The sequence below is a fragment of the Peribacillus sp. NPDC055009 genome (assembly GCF_053608705.1).
Window position 1 is genome coordinate 90,346 of record NZ_JBSGVZ010000017.1, and the last position, 17,053, is coordinate 107,398.

General features: G+C 40.5%; 24 protein-coding genes. 7 read left to right on the plus strand and 17 right to left on the minus strand.

Going from position 1 to position 17,053, the window contains the following annotated elements:
- Window positions 1-3 precede the first annotated feature (3 nt).
- Window positions 4-396 (minus strand): DUF3397 domain-containing protein, encoded by a 393-nt coding sequence (locus ACWF5P_RS21160; protein ID WP_101224573.1) that lies wholly within the window; start codon window positions 394-396, stop codon window positions 4-6.
- Window positions 397-400: 4 nt separating this feature from the next.
- Window positions 401-1,285 carry a 2-dehydropantoate 2-reductase gene (locus tag ACWF5P_RS21165; protein ID WP_434169037.1) on the minus strand — a complete coding sequence of 295 codons (885 nt, stop codon included), beginning with the start codon at window positions 1,283-1,285 and terminating at the stop codon, window positions 401-403.
- Window positions 1,286-1,752: 467 nt separating this feature from the next.
- Here ACWF5P_RS21165 and ACWF5P_RS21170 point away from each other — a divergent pair, with 467 nt between their 5' ends.
- Entirely contained in the window at window positions 1,753-2,241 is a 489-nt protein-coding gene (locus ACWF5P_RS21170; protein ID WP_101224571.1) for an N-acetyltransferase, read from the plus strand.
- 43 nt (window positions 2,242-2,284) lie between these two features.
- Here ACWF5P_RS21170 and ACWF5P_RS21175 read toward each other — a convergent pair whose 3' ends face one another.
- The 4 genes from ACWF5P_RS21175 to ACWF5P_RS21190 all read right to left on the minus strand — a co-directional run bounded on the left by ACWF5P_RS21175 (window position 2,285) and on the right by ACWF5P_RS21190 (window position 4,658).
- Window positions 2,285-2,905, minus strand: a complete 621-nt coding sequence (locus tag ACWF5P_RS21175) for an RsfA family transcriptional regulator (RefSeq protein ID WP_434169036.1) — start codon at window positions 2,903-2,905, stop codon at window positions 2,285-2,287.
- Window positions 2,906-2,984: 79 nt separating this feature from the next.
- On the minus strand, window positions 2,985-3,827 hold the full coding sequence (locus tag ACWF5P_RS21180) for an enoyl-CoA hydratase-related protein (protein WP_434169034.1): 843 nt from the start codon (window positions 3,825-3,827) through the stop codon (window positions 2,985-2,987).
- A gap of 70 nt (window positions 3,828-3,897) precedes the next feature.
- Window positions 3,898-4,071, minus strand: a complete 174-nt coding sequence (gene rpmF / locus ACWF5P_RS21185) for a 50S ribosomal protein L32 (RefSeq protein ID WP_034313929.1) — start codon at window positions 4,069-4,071, stop codon at window positions 3,898-3,900.
- 65 nt (window positions 4,072-4,136) lie between these two features.
- A complete protein-coding gene (locus tag ACWF5P_RS21190; protein ID WP_098371093.1) occupies window positions 4,137-4,658 on the minus strand; it encodes a YceD family protein in 522 nt (173 codons plus the stop codon).
- Between the two features lie 219 nt (window positions 4,659-4,877).
- Between ACWF5P_RS21190 and ACWF5P_RS21195 the strand changes: the two genes are divergently transcribed.
- A complete protein-coding gene (locus ACWF5P_RS21195) occupies window positions 4,878-6,083 on the plus strand; it encodes a nucleotidyltransferase (RefSeq protein WP_434169033.1) in 1,206 nt (401 codons plus the stop codon).
- A 78-nt stretch (window positions 6,084-6,161) separates the two neighbouring features.
- On the opposite strand, the gene ACWF5P_RS21200 is transcribed toward ACWF5P_RS21195, so the two are convergent.
- Complete coding sequence (locus tag ACWF5P_RS21200) at window positions 6,162-7,187, minus strand: SepM family pheromone-processing serine protease (protein ID WP_230177563.1); 1,026 nt, start codon at window positions 7,185-7,187, stop codon at window positions 6,162-6,164.
- The gene (locus ACWF5P_RS21205; RefSeq protein WP_434169032.1) at window positions 7,177-7,974 is read right to left on the minus strand and encodes a patatin-like phospholipase family protein; all 798 of its coding nucleotides are present in this window, start codon (window positions 7,972-7,974) and stop codon (window positions 7,177-7,179) included. Before ACWF5P_RS21205 ends, ACWF5P_RS21200 begins: the two co-directional genes overlap by 11 nt.
- A 309-nt stretch (window positions 7,975-8,283) precedes the next feature.
- Between ACWF5P_RS21205 and ylbJ the strand changes: the two genes are divergently transcribed.
- Window positions 8,284-9,501, plus strand: a complete 1,218-nt coding sequence (gene ylbJ / locus ACWF5P_RS21210) for a sporulation integral membrane protein YlbJ (RefSeq protein ID WP_434169031.1) — start codon at window positions 8,284-8,286, stop codon at window positions 9,499-9,501.
- Between the two features lie 41 nt (window positions 9,502-9,542).
- Here the strand turns inward: ylbJ and coaD are convergent, their stop codons facing one another.
- Window positions 9,543-10,034 (minus strand): pantetheine-phosphate adenylyltransferase, encoded by a 492-nt coding sequence (gene coaD, locus ACWF5P_RS21215; protein WP_098865200.1) that lies wholly within the window; start codon window positions 10,032-10,034, stop codon window positions 9,543-9,545.
- Window positions 10,035-10,610 carry a 16S rRNA (guanine(966)-N(2))-methyltransferase RsmD gene (rsmD, locus tag ACWF5P_RS21220; RefSeq protein ID WP_034313946.1) on the minus strand — a complete coding sequence of 192 codons (576 nt, stop codon included), beginning with the start codon at window positions 10,608-10,610 and terminating at the stop codon, window positions 10,035-10,037.
- A gap of 456 nt (window positions 10,611-11,066) precedes the next feature.
- Here rsmD and ACWF5P_RS21225 point away from each other — a divergent pair, with 456 nt between their 5' ends.
- Complete coding sequence (locus tag ACWF5P_RS21225) at window positions 11,067-11,456, plus strand: DUF7147 family protein (RefSeq protein WP_434169030.1); 390 nt, start codon at window positions 11,067-11,069, stop codon at window positions 11,454-11,456.
- A 54-nt stretch (window positions 11,457-11,510) separates the two neighbouring features.
- Here ACWF5P_RS21225 and ACWF5P_RS21230 read toward each other — a convergent pair whose 3' ends face one another.
- Window positions 11,511-11,786, minus strand: coding sequence for a YlbG family protein (locus ACWF5P_RS21230; protein ID WP_048684554.1), 276 nt, complete (start codon window positions 11,784-11,786; stop codon window positions 11,511-11,513).
- Between the two features lie 137 nt (window positions 11,787-11,923).
- Between ACWF5P_RS21230 and ACWF5P_RS21235 the strand changes: the two genes are divergently transcribed.
- The gene (locus ACWF5P_RS21235; RefSeq protein ID WP_101224564.1) at window positions 11,924-12,247 is read left to right on the plus strand and encodes a hypothetical protein; all 324 of its coding nucleotides are present in this window, start codon (window positions 11,924-11,926) and stop codon (window positions 12,245-12,247) included.
- Between the two features lie 180 nt (window positions 12,248-12,427).
- Here ACWF5P_RS21235 and ACWF5P_RS21240 read toward each other — a convergent pair whose 3' ends face one another.
- The 4 genes from ACWF5P_RS21240 to ACWF5P_RS21255 are packed head-to-tail and all read right to left on the minus strand — an operon-like array spanning window position 12,428 to window position 14,110.
- The gene (locus tag ACWF5P_RS21240; protein WP_063232132.1) at window positions 12,428-12,877 is read right to left on the minus strand and encodes a YlbF family regulator; all 450 of its coding nucleotides are present in this window, start codon (window positions 12,875-12,877) and stop codon (window positions 12,428-12,430) included.
- Window positions 12,878-12,937: 60 nt separating this feature from the next.
- Entirely contained in the window at window positions 12,938-13,363 is a 426-nt protein-coding gene (locus ACWF5P_RS21245; RefSeq protein WP_452445233.1) for a hypothetical protein, read from the minus strand.
- Between the two features lie 60 nt (window positions 13,364-13,423).
- Window positions 13,424-13,666: a YlbE-like family protein gene (locus tag ACWF5P_RS21250; RefSeq protein WP_101224562.1), complete on the minus strand. Its 243-nt coding sequence runs from the start codon at window positions 13,664-13,666 to the stop codon at window positions 13,424-13,426.
- A 12-nt stretch (window positions 13,667-13,678) separates the two neighbouring features.
- Complete coding sequence (locus tag ACWF5P_RS21255; RefSeq protein ID WP_230177569.1) at window positions 13,679-14,110, minus strand: YlbD family protein; 432 nt, start codon at window positions 14,108-14,110, stop codon at window positions 13,679-13,681.
- Between the two features lie 110 nt (window positions 14,111-14,220).
- Between ACWF5P_RS21255 and ACWF5P_RS21260 the strand changes: the two genes are divergently transcribed.
- Window positions 14,221-14,448, plus strand: a complete 228-nt coding sequence (locus ACWF5P_RS21260) for a hypothetical protein (protein WP_434169028.1) — start codon at window positions 14,221-14,223, stop codon at window positions 14,446-14,448.
- A 177-nt stretch (window positions 14,449-14,625) separates the two neighbouring features.
- Here the strand turns inward: ACWF5P_RS21260 and ACWF5P_RS21265 are convergent, their stop codons facing one another.
- Entirely contained in the window at window positions 14,626-15,660 is a 1,035-nt protein-coding gene (locus ACWF5P_RS21265; RefSeq protein ID WP_434169027.1) for a CAP-associated domain-containing protein, read from the minus strand.
- A gap of 346 nt (window positions 15,661-16,006) precedes the next feature.
- On the opposite strand from ACWF5P_RS21265, the gene ACWF5P_RS21270 reads away from it, so the two are divergent.
- Complete coding sequence (locus ACWF5P_RS21270) at window positions 16,007-16,369, plus strand: YugN family protein (protein WP_101224559.1); 363 nt, start codon at window positions 16,007-16,009, stop codon at window positions 16,367-16,369.
- Window positions 16,370-16,481: 112 nt separating this feature from the next.
- On the opposite strand, the gene ACWF5P_RS21275 is transcribed toward ACWF5P_RS21270, so the two are convergent.
- Window positions 16,482-16,943: a DUF420 domain-containing protein gene (locus ACWF5P_RS21275; RefSeq protein ID WP_057278459.1), complete on the minus strand. Its 462-nt coding sequence runs from the start codon at window positions 16,941-16,943 to the stop codon at window positions 16,482-16,484.
- Window positions 16,944-17,053 lie beyond the last annotated feature (110 nt).

Below are 17,053 nucleotides of genomic sequence, written 5' to 3' on the forward strand. Positions count from 1 at the left end.
ATGTTATGTAGTCAATATCTTCGTAATACTTGTTATTATACCAATGGAAAATAATAGAAGGTAAGCCACAAAAAAGAAGGCGAAGTTCACTCTCCAAAAACCCTTTAATACCTTATGGAAAATGATTTCTTCTTTTACCTTGTAATGGACAAGGACCACCAAGAATGCGTTAACGATCATGATGAGCATGATCACCCAAAGAATTTGCTTATCCCAAATCGTAATGATCAAATAATGGACGGATAATACGAACAGCAGCGTACTCATGTCCATTGCAAATTGAACGGAGCGCCTATGGTTCCCAGTGAATTGTTTGGCACTAATAAAAAAAAGTATATACCCTGCGAAAGGCAAGGTAATAAATATCGCGGCAAGGTTTGAAACTACGTACGGCACATCCTCATCCCCCCTGAGACTCTTTTCCTTTGACCATCTTATATAGAGAAGACGTCAGGCAATAACTTTTCCCTTTGCTCTTTGCCTCCGAGAGGATATGACCCAAAATGGCATCAATTTCCGTTTGACGGCCATTTTCCAAATCTTTTAGCATCGATGATCGATTTCCAGCTGTTGCCATACAAACGGACCTAACATTTTCGAATGACTCATCCTTATTTTGAACTTCCAAAATACCGGAGACTTCTTCAAAAAGGTCTTGAAACAATTGGTAATAAAAAGGATTGGTAATCAAACCTCCATTTTCCACGCCAAGTATCGCTGTTAATGGATTTATCACTGCATTGACGACAAGCTTATCCATCAGCATCGAGTGAAAATCCTCACTCTTCATAAAAGGAAAATGATCGATCCTTTCATCCACTAACGATAGTTGCTCAAGTTCCCCTTTAAAGGAAGCGATCCTTGTTATGCCGAGCCCTGTATGCTCGACGGTATTCCCGTCATGTTTCAATGCCCCATGCTCCACTACCCCCACATATATGCTCGGGGATTGAAGCTGCTTTAAATAAGAAATATGCCCATAGCCATTCTGCAAGAATAGCAATGGAACCTGAATACCTTTGATTCTAGGCAATATTTGCGGCAGGTGATATTGCTTGACGGCCAATATAAGAAAATCCACATCCGATATCCCTTCATCCAGCCCCATAGAAATGATGCTTGTCAGCAGCCGGCTTTCACCACCCGCAATAAGGCGGATTCCATCACGTTGGATGATGGACGCCTGATCAGCAGTATGAGTATAGAGAGTCACACTATGTTTCTCACTTAAATGAGACGCAAACAGCAGCCCGATGGCCCCTCCCCCAATGATTCCAATTCTCATAATACCCTTCCTTACTTTTTGAAATATATTTACTATTTTATCACATTATCTTTTTTATCCTGCATCAATTTCACATCAACAACTTTGGAAACGCCGTCAACCTGATTGCATGGAGTTTACCCGCCATCAACAAGGCTCGCCATAAAATATCAATGGAAAGAATTATTAATAAGCCATTGAAGATATATTCTCTTCTTTAAGCGTTAATTTAATGGTATATTAGATACGAAAAGCTTAGCCATTTTGAAGACTTTATAGGAACAAAAGATAACTCCAATCTCTACCCACGAATTTTGAAGGGAAAAGAGCGGGGGATAAAAGGCTATAAGCATTTATCAGCTAGGATAAATCGATGATGTCATACTAGATATAACCTAAGCTGGAATTCCACATGGTAAAGGTCAGTGGGATGACTTTCAAAGGGTACTATCGGAAGAGGTTTATCAGAATTAAGGGGGAGCTTTTTTATGGAATACAAGGTTGAACGATTACTTGTAAATTTTAAAACGCTTGAGGAATTCAAAAAATTCAAAGAATACGGGATACAGGAACTGTCCATGCTCGATGATTTAGAGGCTAACATCATTGAAAATGACAGCCAATCACCTTTTTACGGAATCTTTTATGGCGACAAACTTGTAGCCCGCATGAGCCTGTATAAAAGAAGCGCTAAATTTGACCGGTACTTTGACAATTCTAGGGACTTCCTTGTTCTCTGGAAACTTGAAGTCCTGCCTAACTATCAGAAAAAAGGTTATGGAAGAGCTTTGGTTGAATTCGCCAAAAGCCTGAACATGCCTATCAAAACCAACCCAAGAGTTCATTCACAAGACTTTTGGAAAAAGATGGGCTTTTCTGCTGTTTCCTATGATTTGGACAGGGACCTTGGAGAAAACCCGCTGATTTGGAGCCCATTTGACATACAAGATAAAAAAGAAATAGATACGCAGGAATAGGAATACCAAGAAAAATGCGGGCGGATTTTCCCACCCGCATTTTTCATTTATTGACCCTTTCCAAATTACCATTCTTATCCATTTGGAAACTCACCTTCGGATTCGTCTTTTCGTCCTCTTGTACACTAAGCTTTCTTGCACGCTCCATGATCTGCATTAACGCACGATAATCTTCCTCAACAGCTTTCAAGTTTTCTTGGAGCAAAGCATTCTCTTCCAGCAATCGGACATTTTCCTGTTCAAGAAATAAGGACCGCTCAGAAATCAGTTCTTTTTCCTTATTATCAACCTGAAAGAATTCATCCATTTTGGTTAAATATAATATAACTTCCTGAAGGGTGATAGATTCTTTATCTTCATGCCGGGGGGGCTTTTCTTCAATCGTGACATTTTCCACCGCCGCTACCGAATCCCTTTCCATTTCAGGATTATTGACCACCTGTTCTTTCCTTTGTTTTTTCGCCAGCTCTATCCCTGATTTATATTGCTTCCTTACAAATGAGTTCCAACGGAACCCACAAGCAGCAGATGTTCTCGATAGCTGTTTCCCCACTTCTTCAAACGCCTTTAATTGTGTACTGCCTTCTCGTATATGCCTTAGCACCACTTCAGCCAACAACAGATCCTCATCATGAGTCCATGCATCTTGTCTCGCAATCGTCATCTCTCTACCTCCTTAGCAAGTTTTAATTCATAATATGCACATGCTAGGGAAGATAGAAGATATATAGAGCGTGTAATATTTATTTTTTCTTATTTAAAAAACGATCGACTGCAGCGTGATGCTCATCACTCGCCCACAGTTTAGAACATTCCCGGATTTCCGCATCCATTCTTCCTCTAAGCCCGCTACCCTGCCATTTATGGACCAGCAATCGCTTATAAGCCATCAATACCCCTGTCTCATGGCGAAGAAAATCTTCTGCGAACCTTTCCCATTCATCGGCACCTTCTCCGACTATCTCATCTACGAAACCCAATTCCTTTGCTTCCTCGGCTTTATGTATTTTTGCATCCAATAATAGCTTTAGCGCTTTTTGCCCTGATATTTTTTCAAGTAAAAGTGAAGCTCCGCCCCAGCCTGTCGTTATTCCCAGAGTACCTTGTACAAACCCCAGCTTAACTTCCCTCTTTGCTAATCTGAAATCACAAGCTGTCGCAATTTCGCATCCACCGCCTAAAGCACTTCCATTGATGAGCGCTATTGTTGGTTTTGGGAAAACTGCTAGTTTATACAGAATTTCACCCATTTTCGATAACATAGCAAAGGCCTCTTCTTCTGTACGCAAATCCTGAAATTCCCTTAGATCCCCGCCTGAACAGAATGCCTCGGAGCCCGCCCCTGTCAGGACCAGCAACTTAACTTCATCATCGCATGCAGCTTCTGACAATATCGACTCGAGTTCGTCCATCAATTGATAATTCACGGCGTTCCTTTTCTCCGGTCTATTAAACAGGAGCTTCATGAAACCGCGTTCATCCTTTTCAACATTAATTACTTGATCCACGTAAACACCATCTCCGAAACCATCGGCAAACATAGATGATTCAAAATATTCTGCCAAATGTATTTGTAAAAAAAGCACAGAGAAAAATCCCTGCGCTTTGATTAGCGTGTTGCATCAAGAAAGCAAAGCTCTCAAGTAGGTCAAGAAATTATTTTGCGACAACTTCTTTTCCTTTATATGTTCCACATTCTTTACAAACGTGATGTGAAAGAGTCATTCCACCACAGCTCGGGCATTCTACCATACCAGGTACTTGAAGCTTGAAGTGTGTACGACGTTTTCTTTTTACAGTTTTCGACGTTCTTCTAAAAGGTACAGCCATTATTCCCACCTCCTTAAAAAATATAAAAAAGCTGGAAAAATCGGATTAACGATTTTTCGTTCCAATCAAGATTCTTTATTGTTGTCAAAAAAGTCGGCAAGCTTTGCAAATCTCGGATCAACCTTATGCTCATTTTCCTCTTCAGAAATAACAGCCCAGTCTTTTCCGGATTGAGGAGCAGCTTCATTCGAATCGACATCCTCACAAAAAACCTGCATCGGAATTTCTAGCAATAAATTTTCTTTAATTACCGGTATTAAGTCTACAACGTCACCTTCCACAACAGTGACATCGTCTCCGTAGAAATCAGCGCCATCTGCCTTTAAAAGAAAGGTTTCCTTTGTATCAATATCAATCGGATATTTAACGTCTACCAGTGTACGGGAGCAAGGTAATGTTAATTCACCTGAAAGATGCAAGTGAAAAGTAATCTCGGTCGAGCTGATATCAGCTCTTCCTGCTACTCTGATCGGAGAAACATCGCGAATTTGCGGGTCTCTTTCTCTAATGTCCAAGACATCCACCAGTTCATCAAACCGTAAATCTTTGTCCCGAATTTTTTGAAGTTGACTAATCGTCCATTTCAATTGAAATCACCTCAAGGCAACAAAAATAATTATAGCTTTCAATTATAAGTTTGTCAATATTTTTTCTTTACACTATAATGTAGTCATCCTAACTGATTGTCTAGGTTTAAGAATCATTACAAACAAAAAAATCCGGACGAATACTTATAGTTATTTTACTTGAAATACTATTTTAGCACTAAGTTGATAAAATACAAAGTTTTTCTCTGAGGTGATCAAATGAAAGCTTGCGGTTTAGTAGTCGAATATAACCCTTTTCATAATGGACATGTTTTACATGCAAGAGAAAGTAGAGAAAAAACAGGGGCAGATGTAGTGGTGGCTGTCATGAGCGGGCCCTTTTTACAGCGCGGCGAGCCCGCTATCGTCAGCAAGTGGACCCGTGCCGAAATGGCCTTGAATGGCGGCATAGATCTTGTCATTGAACTTCCCTATGCTTTCGCGACACAGAAGGCGGAGATATTTGCAAAAGGATCTATTTCCCTTTTGGAATCCCTTGGCTGTGACTCCTTTTGCTTCGGAAGCGAAGATGGCCGAATTGAACCATTCATCACCGCACACAGAATTCTTTCGGATAATTCCGATGAATTCAATACTGCAATTAAATCGGCTATGGATGCCGGTAATAGTTATCCGGCCAGTGCTGCCCAGGCTTATCGTTCGATCATCAATGATGAGGCGGCATTGGATTTGACGAAGCCAAATAATATTCTTGGAAAGGAATATGTAAGTGCTGCCCTATCAAATGGCTACTCCATTCGCCCTTATACGATTCAAAGGGTCGCTGCCGGATACCATGAAACAAAGTTGTCCAAAGACCCTATTGCCAGCGCAACGGGGATACGTAAAGCCATTCATGAACACAGGGAATTAAATCCTGTTTCCAGTTATATTCCTCAGCCGACAATGAATGGTCTTGAGCAATATTTAACGCGCTACCAAGCCTTGCATGACTGGGAAATGTATTGGTCCCTTTTGAAATACCGAATCCTTTCTTCCTCTTTAATCGAATTGGCAGGGATATACGAAATCGAGGAAGGCATAGAACACCGAATAAAGGAGATGGCCAAACAATCTTCGAGCTTTTCTGGATTCATGACAGATCTGAAGACAAAACGCTACACATGGACACGACTACAGCGGATGTGCGTCCACATACTGACCCATACATTAAAAGAACAGATGATTCACAATGAACAACCAGCCTATATCAGACTTCTTGGCATGAATGGCCGGGGACAAGAATACCTTAGCAATGTAAAAAAAGGCTTACCCCTCCCGCTCATCTCTAAACTTTCGTCCTATCAGAAGCAGGACATCGATACGGACTTGCGAGCGGCACAGGTGTATGCACTTGGCTTGTCCGAACCGTATCAGGCTGCCTTGATGAAACGGGAATATGAATCCCCCATCATTTTCAAATGAAGAAAGGTTTAAGCTTGACCCTTCCATCCTTAATAGTAAAAAAAAGCGCAAACAGTAGTTGACTGCCTGCGCTTTTTTTCATTTTTCCTTTCCTTTCAGCTTCGTTAAATAGGCTATTGCATCATCAAAGTTGTCAACCGGTACGATCTTCATATCCGTGTCGATATCCTTTGCTGCAATGAGTGCATCTTCATAATTCGAACCTGCTGCTCCGTTTTCATTTGGGGCAAAGAATATTTCCGCTCCAGATTTATCGGCTGCAACTATTTTCTGTTGAATTCCGCCAATTGGACCGACTGTCCCATCATCAGACATCGTTCCCGTACCCGCTATGTCATAGCCACTTGTAAGATCGCCTTTTGTTAATTGATTATAAATCTCCAATGAAAACATTAAACCAGCCGAAGGACCGCCTATTTGTTCTGAATCTATGGCAATCGCCGGTTTTGTGATCACTTTTCGATTGTCATCCAGCGAAATGCCTATTCCGACCCTATTTGGGTCATTTTTAAAAGGCTGCAATGAAAGAACGGCCGTTTTCTCCGTCTCTTCCCGCTTATACACTATTTTCACTTCATCTCCAGCCTTTTTTCCGTTAATGTAGTCCATGAATTCCTGTGCAGACTTGAATTTAACGTCATCGACCTGTATGATTTGATCGCCCGCTTTCAGTTCTTTAGCTGCCGGCATTCCTTTTAGCACGTCCAAAACATATACACCCAGGTACTCGTAATCGACTTCTTTCCCTGCTTTTTCATATGCGATCTGAATGGCATTATTTTTAGAACCATCCATTAAGTGCAGCTGCCTGATATTATATTCTTCATCTGTTTCATCTTCGCTTCGAATGGAGGTTTCCGGATAAAGCTCCTGATATTTGCTCCATTTCGCCAGCATGTAGGAATATATATTCGCCCGGCCCATCCTTACAGTGGTTAACATAAAGCTTCCTTTTGCTTCATCTCCTCCGGATACCTCAATGATTGGCTCCAATTCTTTAGCCATTCCTGGTTTTGATACATAAAAAGGTAGGGAATAAAGGGCTGATGCTATGAGAAGTATAGCCACCACCAGGAAAGTGCGTACATATATTTTACGGCTCATCTTCAAAGGACTCCTTCCAAGTAACAATACACTGCTTAATTTGATCTATCTTACCTCTTGCAGCTTCTTCTCCAATACTAATTATTTCCTGAACGTTTGTAAATGATTTAGAGCTGTATTTCTCAACCCTGGGGCGTATCATGACGTCTGAAGCAAACTCCCTGCTTTTAACAAGTTCCATTTGCAGGATATCGAGGCTTTGCATGATGACATCATAGATGGAGTTTATCTCCATATCCTGTTTCACGTGGGCTACATCCACACCAATTATGATGTCTGCTCCCATATCCTTCACGACTGAAACAGGAACCCTGTCAACAACGCCGCCATCAACAAGCAGTCTGTTTCCGATTTTTTCGGGAATGAAAATGCCGGGAATGGAAATGCTTGCCCTTACAGCCGGTGCGATTGGGCCTTCCTTAAAAATGACTTTTTCCCCAGTTTTTATATCAGTGGCGACGACCGCCACAGGAATATCAAGTTCTTCAAATTTCTTGCCATATGTAAATACCCTGATTAAATCCTTTGTCCGTTTACCCGAAATGAAGCCCATTTTAGGTATGGTGAAGTCTAAATAATACTTTCGCTTAAATGCACGGGACAACTTATACAGCCTCTCGATATCCGAACCCGCTCCATAAAAGGCTGCAACCATAGCTCCCATGCTGCTTCCTGCAATCATATCTATCGGAATGCCTTCTTGCTGTAATACCTTTATCACGCCAATATGTGCAAACCCCCTAGCTCCTCCTGACCCAAGTGCAAGCCCGACTTTTGGTTTCGACAAAGATATCCCTCCCGCTATAACTAGTTCAAAATATTGAAATAACACTCATTCAAAGTTATGGTCTTAAACGGATTTATAGAAGCATATTATTTATATTGACAGTGAAACAAGCATGGCAGATATAAACTATCCCAGCCAATAAAGTGCAGGGTTTCATTGAAATTCCATTGTGAGGAACATCCTCATTTATACATGTCGGAACAATCCACATTTCATCATGCGCTTACTTTTCGAGAAAAGGAAGTTCATATTTTATTATATACGAAACGAACTGCCCTTATTTAGTAACCTTCAAGAGGAGGCTGAATTTTGCTAAAATCAAAATCTAAAACAGTACTGTTAGCTACCTCCGTCACGATGATGGCAGTTGGCTTGATCATCTTCCCCCAAGAATCCTTTGAAGCTTCCAAAGGCGGACTCAATATTTGGTGGACAATTGTGTTTCCTTCGCTTCTACCTTTCTTGATTTTCTCGGAGTTATTAATCAGTTTTGGGGTTGTCAGGTTCATTGGCGTCATGCTAGAACCATTTATGCGTCCCTTATTCCGTGTACCAGGAGTGGGCGGTTTCGTTTGGGCGATGGGACTTGCATCAGGATTTCCAGCTGGAGCGAAATTCACCGTGAGGCTTCGTCAGGAAGAACAATTGACCCGCATTGAAGCTGAAAGACTCGTTTGTTTTACTAATTCATCTAATCCATTGTTCCTGTTCGTTGCCGTAGCCGTAGGTTTTTTCCACAATCCTCATTTAGGGATCATCCTTGCACTTTCCCACTACCTAGGAAATTTTTGTGTAGGCATCATCATGCGTTTTTACCGTTGGAAAGAAGAAAAATCGCATACTAAAGTAATGACCAAGCTCCCCTCCATAAGACTAGCTTTTAGCCAAATGCATCGAACCAGAATAAAAGAAACAAGACCATTTGGCAGTTTACTTGGAGATGCGGTACTCTCATCCATCCAAACCCTATTAATGATCGGGGGATTCATCATTCTCTTTTCGGTGGTGAACAAGCTTTTATTTCACATGAACATTACCGGATTGCTAGCATCGTGGGTCGGAGGAATTTTACATATTTTTAATTTCCCGGATTCCTTAAGCCTCCCCTTCATATCAGGCATGTTTGAAATGACTCTTGGTTCAAAATTAACCAGTACGGTCGAAGATGCGACACTCTTTCAGCAAACTGTGATGACTAGTTTCATCTTAGCTTTCAACGGTTTTAGCATTCAAGCGCAGGTTGCCAGCATCATAGCCGCAACAGACATTCGTTTCACTCCCTTTTTTCTTGCTAGGATAGCACATGGCCTTTTAGCATCCATTATTACCATCTTGCTTTGGGAGCCATTCTATAAAGGCAAGATGTACAGCGGCAGCCCGTTAAACGCATTCCCAGTCAGCGGATCCGGTGAACACGTGAATTCCCTATATCAGAACATGCTTGATTTCGGCCCCATTTTAACACTCTTGTTCTTGATCCTATACATCATCATATTTACCAAAAGGCTATTCAAAGGCCTTTCTTAAACCGAAAAAAAGAGCATTGCGCGTAGGCAATGCTCTTTTTTCTATCCTTTCAGTTCCTCGTACTTTTTGGCCAGGGCTTTCTGGACGACGTTTGGCACTAGTTCGGAGATATCTCCGCCATACTTCGCTACCTCTTTCACGATACTTGAACTCAAGAAAGAATATTGATTTTTCGTCATGATAAAGAATGACTCTATTTTATTGTTTAGGAATCGGTTCATTGAAGTTCCCTGCATTTCATATTCAAAGTCGGAAGTCGCCCTCAATCCCCTGATAATGGCATTCGCGGAAACGCTTTCAGCATAGTCGACCGTCAATCCCTGATAGAAATCCACTTTAACATTCGGCATATGGGCAGTCGCCTCAGTAATCAATTCCAGTCTCTCCTCCACTGTAAAAAGTGAATTTTTCGCTGAATTGTTCACGATGACCACATATACCTCATCAAAAACATTCGCTCCCCTTTGAATGATATCAAGATGACCAAATGTTATTGGATCAAAACTCCCCGGACAAATCGCTATTTTGGACATTCATAGTTCCCCCTGTTCGTGTACATTTCCCCATTGATAAATCGTAACGGCAATGACGCCATAAACTTCTTTTCTCTTAACGGTAAAGTCACCAACTTTTTCTGGCAATGTAACATCATGGCCATGCTCACAAACAATGTATCCCATATCGTTCAGCAATCGGTATTTATGTATTTCTTCAAGAATCTCGACTAGCTTTTGTTTCTTATAAGGTGGATCAAGAAAAATCAATTCAAAAGTCATTTCCCTTTTCACCAAAGCCTTCAGTGCACGCTCTGAATCATTTTTATAAACTTCTGCACGGTCTGAAAACTTGCATAGTTCCAAATTGGCCTTAACCGTTTGATTTGCTTTAAAATCCCGGTCGACAAATATGGCTTTATCCATGCCTCTGCTTAACGCTTCAATTCCCAGTCCACCGCTCCCGGCAAACAAGTCGAGGACCAGCCCTCCTTCGAAATAAGGACCAATCATATTGAAAATGGATTCCTTGACTTTATCAGTAGTCGGCCGGGTTCCTGTACCCGGTACAGCCTTAAGTGGTCTTCCTTTGCAAATTCCGGAAACGACCCTCATAATCCTCACCACATTTTATGACAAATTTCTGTTACTTTCCTATCCTAACATATTAGAAAAAGCTAGCCAATATTTAAACCCATTTGGCTTCATTTCCAAGATGAAAATCAACGTATCATTTTGGACCATGGATTCTTTTTATAAATCTTTTACATTTTGAATAATAATGTGTTTTTTGGCAATAATGTGAATAACAACATTCCTTTTTAGGTGTTGTTGCCAACCGCGGAGAAGGCTTACGTTTCCCCATAAGCTCTTCCTCCGGTTTCTCCTCTCCCTTTGCCTTCTGGTCCTTAGTTAGACATAGAAGGACCCTGCATATTTTTGCAGGGCTTTTTTTTGTTAAATCTCTGATATCTAAGTGTCTTTGTCATGCTTCATCAATGAAGTTGTCCTTCTCTTTTATGAGGGATAATGATAAAGTAATGAATAATAAGTTAGTTAGGAGAGGTTTAATTGATTCAACGTTTTATTGAAATTGGACAAGGATATTCCGATATATATGAGTTGCTGGAAGTAGGACGCAATCAGAAACATCGAGTTGCAAGGCTTTTGTCTATGCATACTACTATAAATGATAAAAAGGTAACGTCATTGGTAATCGTCATGCACCCAACGGATCCCGGGAAATTCCAGCCGCTTTACATTTGCCGCGAAGGTATACCGAACCCTCATGCCACCAAAAACAAACGCTATGAGCTTTTTGAGAGCTTAGCGGAGGAACTGGATAGACCGATTATTGAAATCGACGTGAAACCTTCGGTGCTCTTTGCAGAAATCGAGTTGTACTACCAACACTTAATCGGCATTTTGCGAATGAATAGATATCTGCCCCCATTAGGTTGAGAAATGTTGATGCCCTGAAATGAAAAAGGCTGACTCCGCATGAGTCAGCTTTTTTTAAATTCCCATTTTATAATCATATTCTTTCGCTTTATCCGGTTTGGAGTTTTCGAACTCCACCTTCAAAAAAGGCTTGTAAGAAAGGTCCACTTTTTTAACGAACGAATAATTATTCAGCTTTTCCACTAGTGGCTCCACTTCATCCATATTCGTATAAAGCACCACATATTTCAACTTTTTTGAAACATAATGGATATTTCCAAATTTCCTAAGCATTTTGGCTTGTTTTAATGTATGTAAATAGACGATGATTCCCTGTCTCGCTCCAAGCATATCAATAACTCCCTTTTATAAAGGTTTTAACTAAGTGTAGCATAGCAGAATCTTTACTTTCAACCAAGAAAAAAGATTATAAACGAAATTCTCTCACTATTATGAATATAAACACTGTGAAGGGAGCCTAACAAACGATGGATTTAAATCAAATTTGGCATCAATTTATTGATCATCTATTAGATAATGAAGAAATTACACAAGCTTCGATAAAAAAGTTCACAGGTATACCATTTTTATATATCCATTATCATCCGGCTCAAAATAATAATAGTAAGCTTTCTTTTTTAATAAAAAAAGCCGCAAGCCTTTCAATGCGTGGCAAGCAGCTTCATTGTGAAACCATTTTCGTACGGCAGGAAGAACATTTATATGTATTCCGGCACCGTTTTTATGTGCCGCAGCAAAAGATGTTTTGCTGCGGCAACCTATGTCCGGATTGTATTTTATATCGCAGTTAATCCCTTTGTCACGTATCCGGAATATAAATAACAAGAAAATCTTTATACATTCATCGGTTCATTGAACAATGTCTCGACGAAGGTTCCTTACATGACACAGCCACCGAACTCCGTAGTAATTTCGAATTTCGATGGCTGCATTCAATATACCGGCCTATTGTTCACAATATGGCCATTACCTTAAGCAGAGCATCCGCAGCTTCCGCCGGTTCCGCAGCTTCCCGTTGAACATCCACCTGATGAAACAAAAAATGGATTCCCCGCTGGAGTTTTGACCTGTTCAGAAACAGCTCGGCCAATCCTTCCGCTTATTTCATCAAGAACGGATTGCAATTCGGTCTCAGCCCGCTTAAACTCAGCAACGGCAGGATGCATATCCATGTCTCGTTTAGCTTGCCTGGTTTCTAAATTGATGCGTTTATAATCCGGATGATATTTACCGAACCTTTGAACATCTTCAAATAGATCCTTTAGCGAAGTAAACTTGGAAATTTTCCGCTGGGCCTCTTTGTCGCTTTGTAATTTATATAAACTAAGGAGGTATTCTTCTCCTATTTCAGAATGAAGGATCATTTCAGCTAATCCATCAGCCTGTTGTAAAATGTCGATGATTTCCATAGTAGCAAGCATTAACAAGCTCACCTCCACAACCATTTTACCATTTCTCCCTGTTAGATGCTAATGGTTTGATTAAATCGAGGAAGTGATATGTACCTCAATCTCTTTTTGCAGCCCTGTTTTTTCACCTGAACCATTCAAAATCTCCAGCTTGATTTTATGCTTGCCATTCGGGACTTCCTTTAAGATAAATGCTGCCGTATTCATATCGACTTTCTTTTGATTATCAATAAATACGGACACAGTTGCCAACTGTTCTGGATTTGATTCAGAAAAACCATAGTTTTTCAAGTAGCACTCTACATAGACAGAGTTGCCTTTTACAAAAGTTTTTACCCGAAAGTCCTCATCTGAATTTCGGATGCCCGATACAGTGGTGGCAGCTTTAAGTGTAGAAACACTCTGCATGGCTACTCCTGAATTCTCAGGTTCCGGTATTTTCTTCCCACAACCCGACGCTGCCATCAACACTGTTAGAGCCAATATCAACTTTCTCATTCCATCGTCCCCCTTTTGCCTTTATTGTTCGCCAAAAGGAGTAAATTACTCTTTTTTTCTTCATTCACCTGAAACATTCATCGCTTGAAACATATGAAGCATCATGGAGGCGACCTGAACGCTTTCCGAAAATTTAGAGACCCGATGCGGAATCGACTTTTCAAAATAATATTTCGCCTCGGTTTCAAACACATCCACTTCATGGGGATTACGCATTAACCTTCTGTACCATCCAGGCTGAACCCTCAAGTAATTTCGCATATCTTCGTTTGTTTGGATGAATTCATATATATTCTGACGCATGAAAAACCCTCCTTAATCTTTTGTGAATAAAAAAGGGTTAGCTCTCTGCTCTTTTTCTTTTGGGGGAGGACTTGTATCACCTGATTTATTCCCTTGGAAAGCAGATAGCACTCCTTGGATTGCACCGATGGCCTGATTTGCATTCGTAATATATTGTTGAATCTGCCCCATATCCATATTTTTAACTGCACTCATTAACGAACCGATCAACTCAGTGCTTTGGTCCCCCTTTTCGTCCGGCGGTGATGGGGATTCTGTATTCACTTTGGTCTCACCCACACTGCCTTCAGCCTGCCAGCGTGGATGATCATCCCCGAGTAAATACCACTCTTCAAAAAGTTCCTGCCATGTTGCTTGTTTGCTTCTCACTTCATTCACTAAATGAGGATGCTCCTTTACAAACTCCCGAAATCGATCCACGGAGGGCCGTTTTCTTTTTGCCATTACTCTCACCTCACACTTAGACATCGCCTATTGCACCATATGCTAAAGGTAAATAAAAAGTGCATCACATTCCATTTTAAATCCAATTGGATGTTCCAAAGCAAAAAAGGATGTATTTTCATGCGCGTGAATGTGATTTAATCAAAGACATCCAGAACCTGCCTGAAGCTGCAGATGAAATAGAGTTATCTGATTCATCGGGAATTGTTTCAGGGTTAAAAGCCAAAGTAGAGCAAGGGAACCGCTCTTATTTTTCAATCCCGCTGCAATTAAATAAGGATGTAAGCGAACAGGGGACGACACTCACGATGGCCATGCCTGACACACCTCTTGATTGAACATGACTCATGAAGGCATGATGGCCACCTTCCGTTACTGCGGATATCCAAGTTCGTTACGTAATACCTTCCATTGCCGTTTGCGTGCAAATGAGGGAAGGTCCAGCGCGAGGATGGATGGGGAACTTTGCGCTATATCCAGAACAAGAAAACGGACCCAAATCGGATCCGTTTTTTTTATCTCTTTATGAAATTCTGAGTGTAATACTTTTTATATACCCCGACGCCCAGACCTGTAAATTCCTCGTTCAGCATCGCATCCCGATGACCTTTGCTATTTAGCCAGCCTTCCATGACTGCAGCTGCGTCCACATAATTAGCCGCTATATTTTCACCTGCTGCCCTGTATTTTACATGACCTGCATCGAGACGCTTTTCCAAATCCCCATTTGTTTCAGAAACATGGGTTCCTTCAGGTGTGTCCGTCATTTCACGGCTATGAAGGTAGGCAACCCTTGCTGTTGGAGCATCCCATTCTAAAGGCTCCAAATCAAACCGGCTGCGCATTATATTCGTAATATCGAATATTTGCTGCTCATTGCCATCTTCCACTTTCGCCATGTCTTCCTCAGAAAGATCCTTAATTGTCACAAGCTCACCATGATAGGTCAACTCATACGGCTGTTGTTTCAATAGGGCCGAATCATTCAAAAATCGGATGCTTGAAACAGTCCCTGTGAATTTATCCAAATAAAGCTGAACATTGATATTCCCTAAATCAATCAACGGTCTCATGTTCATGTCTTCCTCCGACAATTCGAAACGATAGGAACTGTCACCCACTTCAATATCAACAGTAGGTTCCACATATAAGCTGGAATAGATGGCATCAATCGATTGTCCAATTTTAAAAGGAGCGACATTGACCTCATCACCGATCCCATAAGCAGATACCACTTTTTCATTTTCAACGGCTAATTGAAAATAATTATTATAATTCTTTTTATATACCCACCATTCATATCCATATGCGGACATATCAATTCGATCTGGCTTACCGTATTCCTTTTCTATCTCTTTTGCATTTTTCCCGATTGTTACTGCCAGACCTTCTGTCACTTTAGTAACCCCTTCCTTTTCAGAGGAAGGGCTTTTTTCATTTATATGTCCATTGGGGTTAACACCTTTGTTACCATCAATAAGAGGGTTCCCTTCATCTTCATCGCCGATATTAAGATAAATACCGATTACGAAAAAAATAACGATCAACACCAACACCTTACCTAAATTGCGCAGAGGAACACTCCCTCTCTCTATCTAATTTATGTATCCAATGCAAAAAACCTTTCTTTCCTGATTATATCACTGTTCAATCATAATTTTCTAATTTACGATAGACTACCCCTTCATTAAATTTATTTTAAAAATGGAACTTTTGTGAATGATTGAAATACCATGGTTGAGTTCATTGCAACTTCCACCATTTCGTACTATTATAAAATATAGGATAAAATGGTATATTATAAACATACTTGGAGATTTTTAATATATTCATGTACATAATATTTTCCCGGTATGTCATTTTAATTCCCAATAGTAAACATAGGAGGTACTACTCGTGAAATTTGAAAGCTTTGGAATCGAAAACATCACAGCCGACTTAAACCGATTAGATGACCTAATGCCGCAATATGGTTTAATACGTGCAGAACAATGGGATTACGAAAGAGTCAGTTACGATCGTAAGTTCGAATTAAAAGAAGGCACGTTTTACCTGAGAATACTTGGCTATGCTACAGAGGGCGATGTAGGCTCTCACAGGGCCGTCATTAAACTTATGGTCCCTCTATTAGGAAAACACTATTATCCACACGGAGTTGAATATGGAGAAGGAGAGGATTTCCCTGCATCACTAGTTAAACAAAGTGAAAAAATCCTCTCTCAAATCAAAGAAGAACTTACACAATTCAACGGCCTGTAAAAGCCGTAAGTTAAAAGTGAGGTACAAAGAGAGAGGATCATGTGTGATGCTCTCTTTTTTCGTATCCATTACAAAAGCCTGATGCTTTTTTGCACCAGGCTTTTTCGTTATTTTAAAATCCTAGGATCGCCTTTATTAAAGATGTTGTTTCGCCGCCATGATAAATGACATAAAGCAGGATGTAAACAGCTACACCTGTAATCCCAGTGAAAAACCAAATGATGCTGGTAGCAGGTCCGATTTTTTTATGAATGGCGAATTTACCTTTAAAACCAGTGGTAAGCATGATGATCCCCAAAACTGCTCCAGTTGTCGCAAGCGTTATATGGAAGATCAAAAAAATTGTATAATAAATTTTAATGTCATCGGGTCCGCCAAATGACGTACTGCCAATGAAGACCGTCCGGGAAAGATATATAGTGAAAAAGATTACCGCAAAAACCGCAGCTGCCATCATGGTTTTTTTATGGGTCTCGATTTTGCGTTGTTTAATTTGATACCAGCCTATTGCAACAGTGATTGCACTTAATACAATGAAAGCTGTACTTATCGTTGGAAGGATTGGTAAAGACATATGTATTGTAGTCCTCTCTATATTTATTAATCAACTACCATTTTATAAGAGGCACTCATAAAATTCAATAAAATCAAGGATTATTAACAGAATGCTCACTTTTATAGAAT

What these genes read in the sequence shown, in the direction of transcription:
- ACWF5P_RS21165 (WP_434169037.1), bottom strand. Translation starts at nt 1,285, where the DNA reads ATGAGAATTGGAATCATTGGGGGAGGGGCCATCGGGCTGCTGTTTGCG.
- ACWF5P_RS21170 (WP_101224571.1), top strand. Translation starts at nt 1,753, where the DNA reads ATGGAATACAAGGTTGAACGATTACTTGTAAATTTTAAAACGCTTGAG.
- ACWF5P_RS21175 (WP_434169036.1), bottom strand. Translation starts at nt 2,905, where the DNA reads ATGACGATTGCGAGACAAGATGCATGGACTCATGATGAGGATCTGTTG.
- rpmF (WP_034313929.1), bottom strand. Translation starts at nt 4,071, where the DNA reads ATGGCTGTACCTTTTAGAAGAACGTCGAAAACTGTAAAAAGAAAACGT.
- ACWF5P_RS21195 (WP_434169033.1), top strand. Translation starts at nt 4,878, where the DNA reads ATGAAAGCTTGCGGTTTAGTAGTCGAATATAACCCTTTTCATAATGGA.
- ACWF5P_RS21200 (WP_230177563.1), bottom strand. Translation starts at nt 7,187, where the DNA reads ATGAGCCGTAAAATATATGTACGCACTTTCCTGGTGGTGGCTATACTT.
- coaD (WP_098865200.1), bottom strand. Translation starts at nt 10,034, where the DNA reads ATGTCCAAAATAGCGATTTGTCCGGGGAGTTTTGATCCAATAACATTT.
- rsmD (WP_034313946.1), bottom strand. Translation starts at nt 10,610, where the DNA reads ATGAGGGTCGTTTCCGGAATTTGCAAAGGAAGACCACTTAAGGCTGTA.
- ACWF5P_RS21230 (WP_048684554.1), bottom strand. Translation starts at nt 11,786, where the DNA reads ATGCTTGGAGCGAGACAGGGAATCATCGTCTATTTACATACATTAAAA.
- ACWF5P_RS21235 (WP_101224564.1), top strand. Translation starts at nt 11,924, where the DNA reads ATGGATTTAAATCAAATTTGGCATCAATTTATTGATCATCTATTAGAT.
- ACWF5P_RS21240 (WP_063232132.1), bottom strand. Translation starts at nt 12,877, where the DNA reads ATGCTTGCTACTATGGAAATCATCGACATTTTACAACAGGCTGATGGA.
- ACWF5P_RS21245 (WP_452445233.1), bottom strand. Translation starts at nt 13,363, where the DNA reads ATGAGAAAGTTGATATTGGCTCTAACAGTGTTGATGGCAGCGTCGGGT.
- ACWF5P_RS21250 (WP_101224562.1), bottom strand. Translation starts at nt 13,666, where the DNA reads ATGCGTCAGAATATATATGAATTCATCCAAACAAACGAAGATATGCGA.
- ACWF5P_RS21255 (WP_230177569.1), bottom strand. Translation starts at nt 14,110, where the DNA reads ATGGCAAAAAGAAAACGGCCCTCCGTGGATCGATTTCGGGAGTTTGTA.
- ACWF5P_RS21260 (WP_434169028.1), top strand. Translation starts at nt 14,221, where the DNA reads ATGTATTTTCATGCGCGTGAATGTGATTTAATCAAAGACATCCAGAAC.
- ACWF5P_RS21275 (WP_057278459.1), bottom strand. Translation starts at nt 16,943, where the DNA reads ATGTCTTTACCAATCCTTCCAACGATAAGTACAGCTTTCATTGTATTA.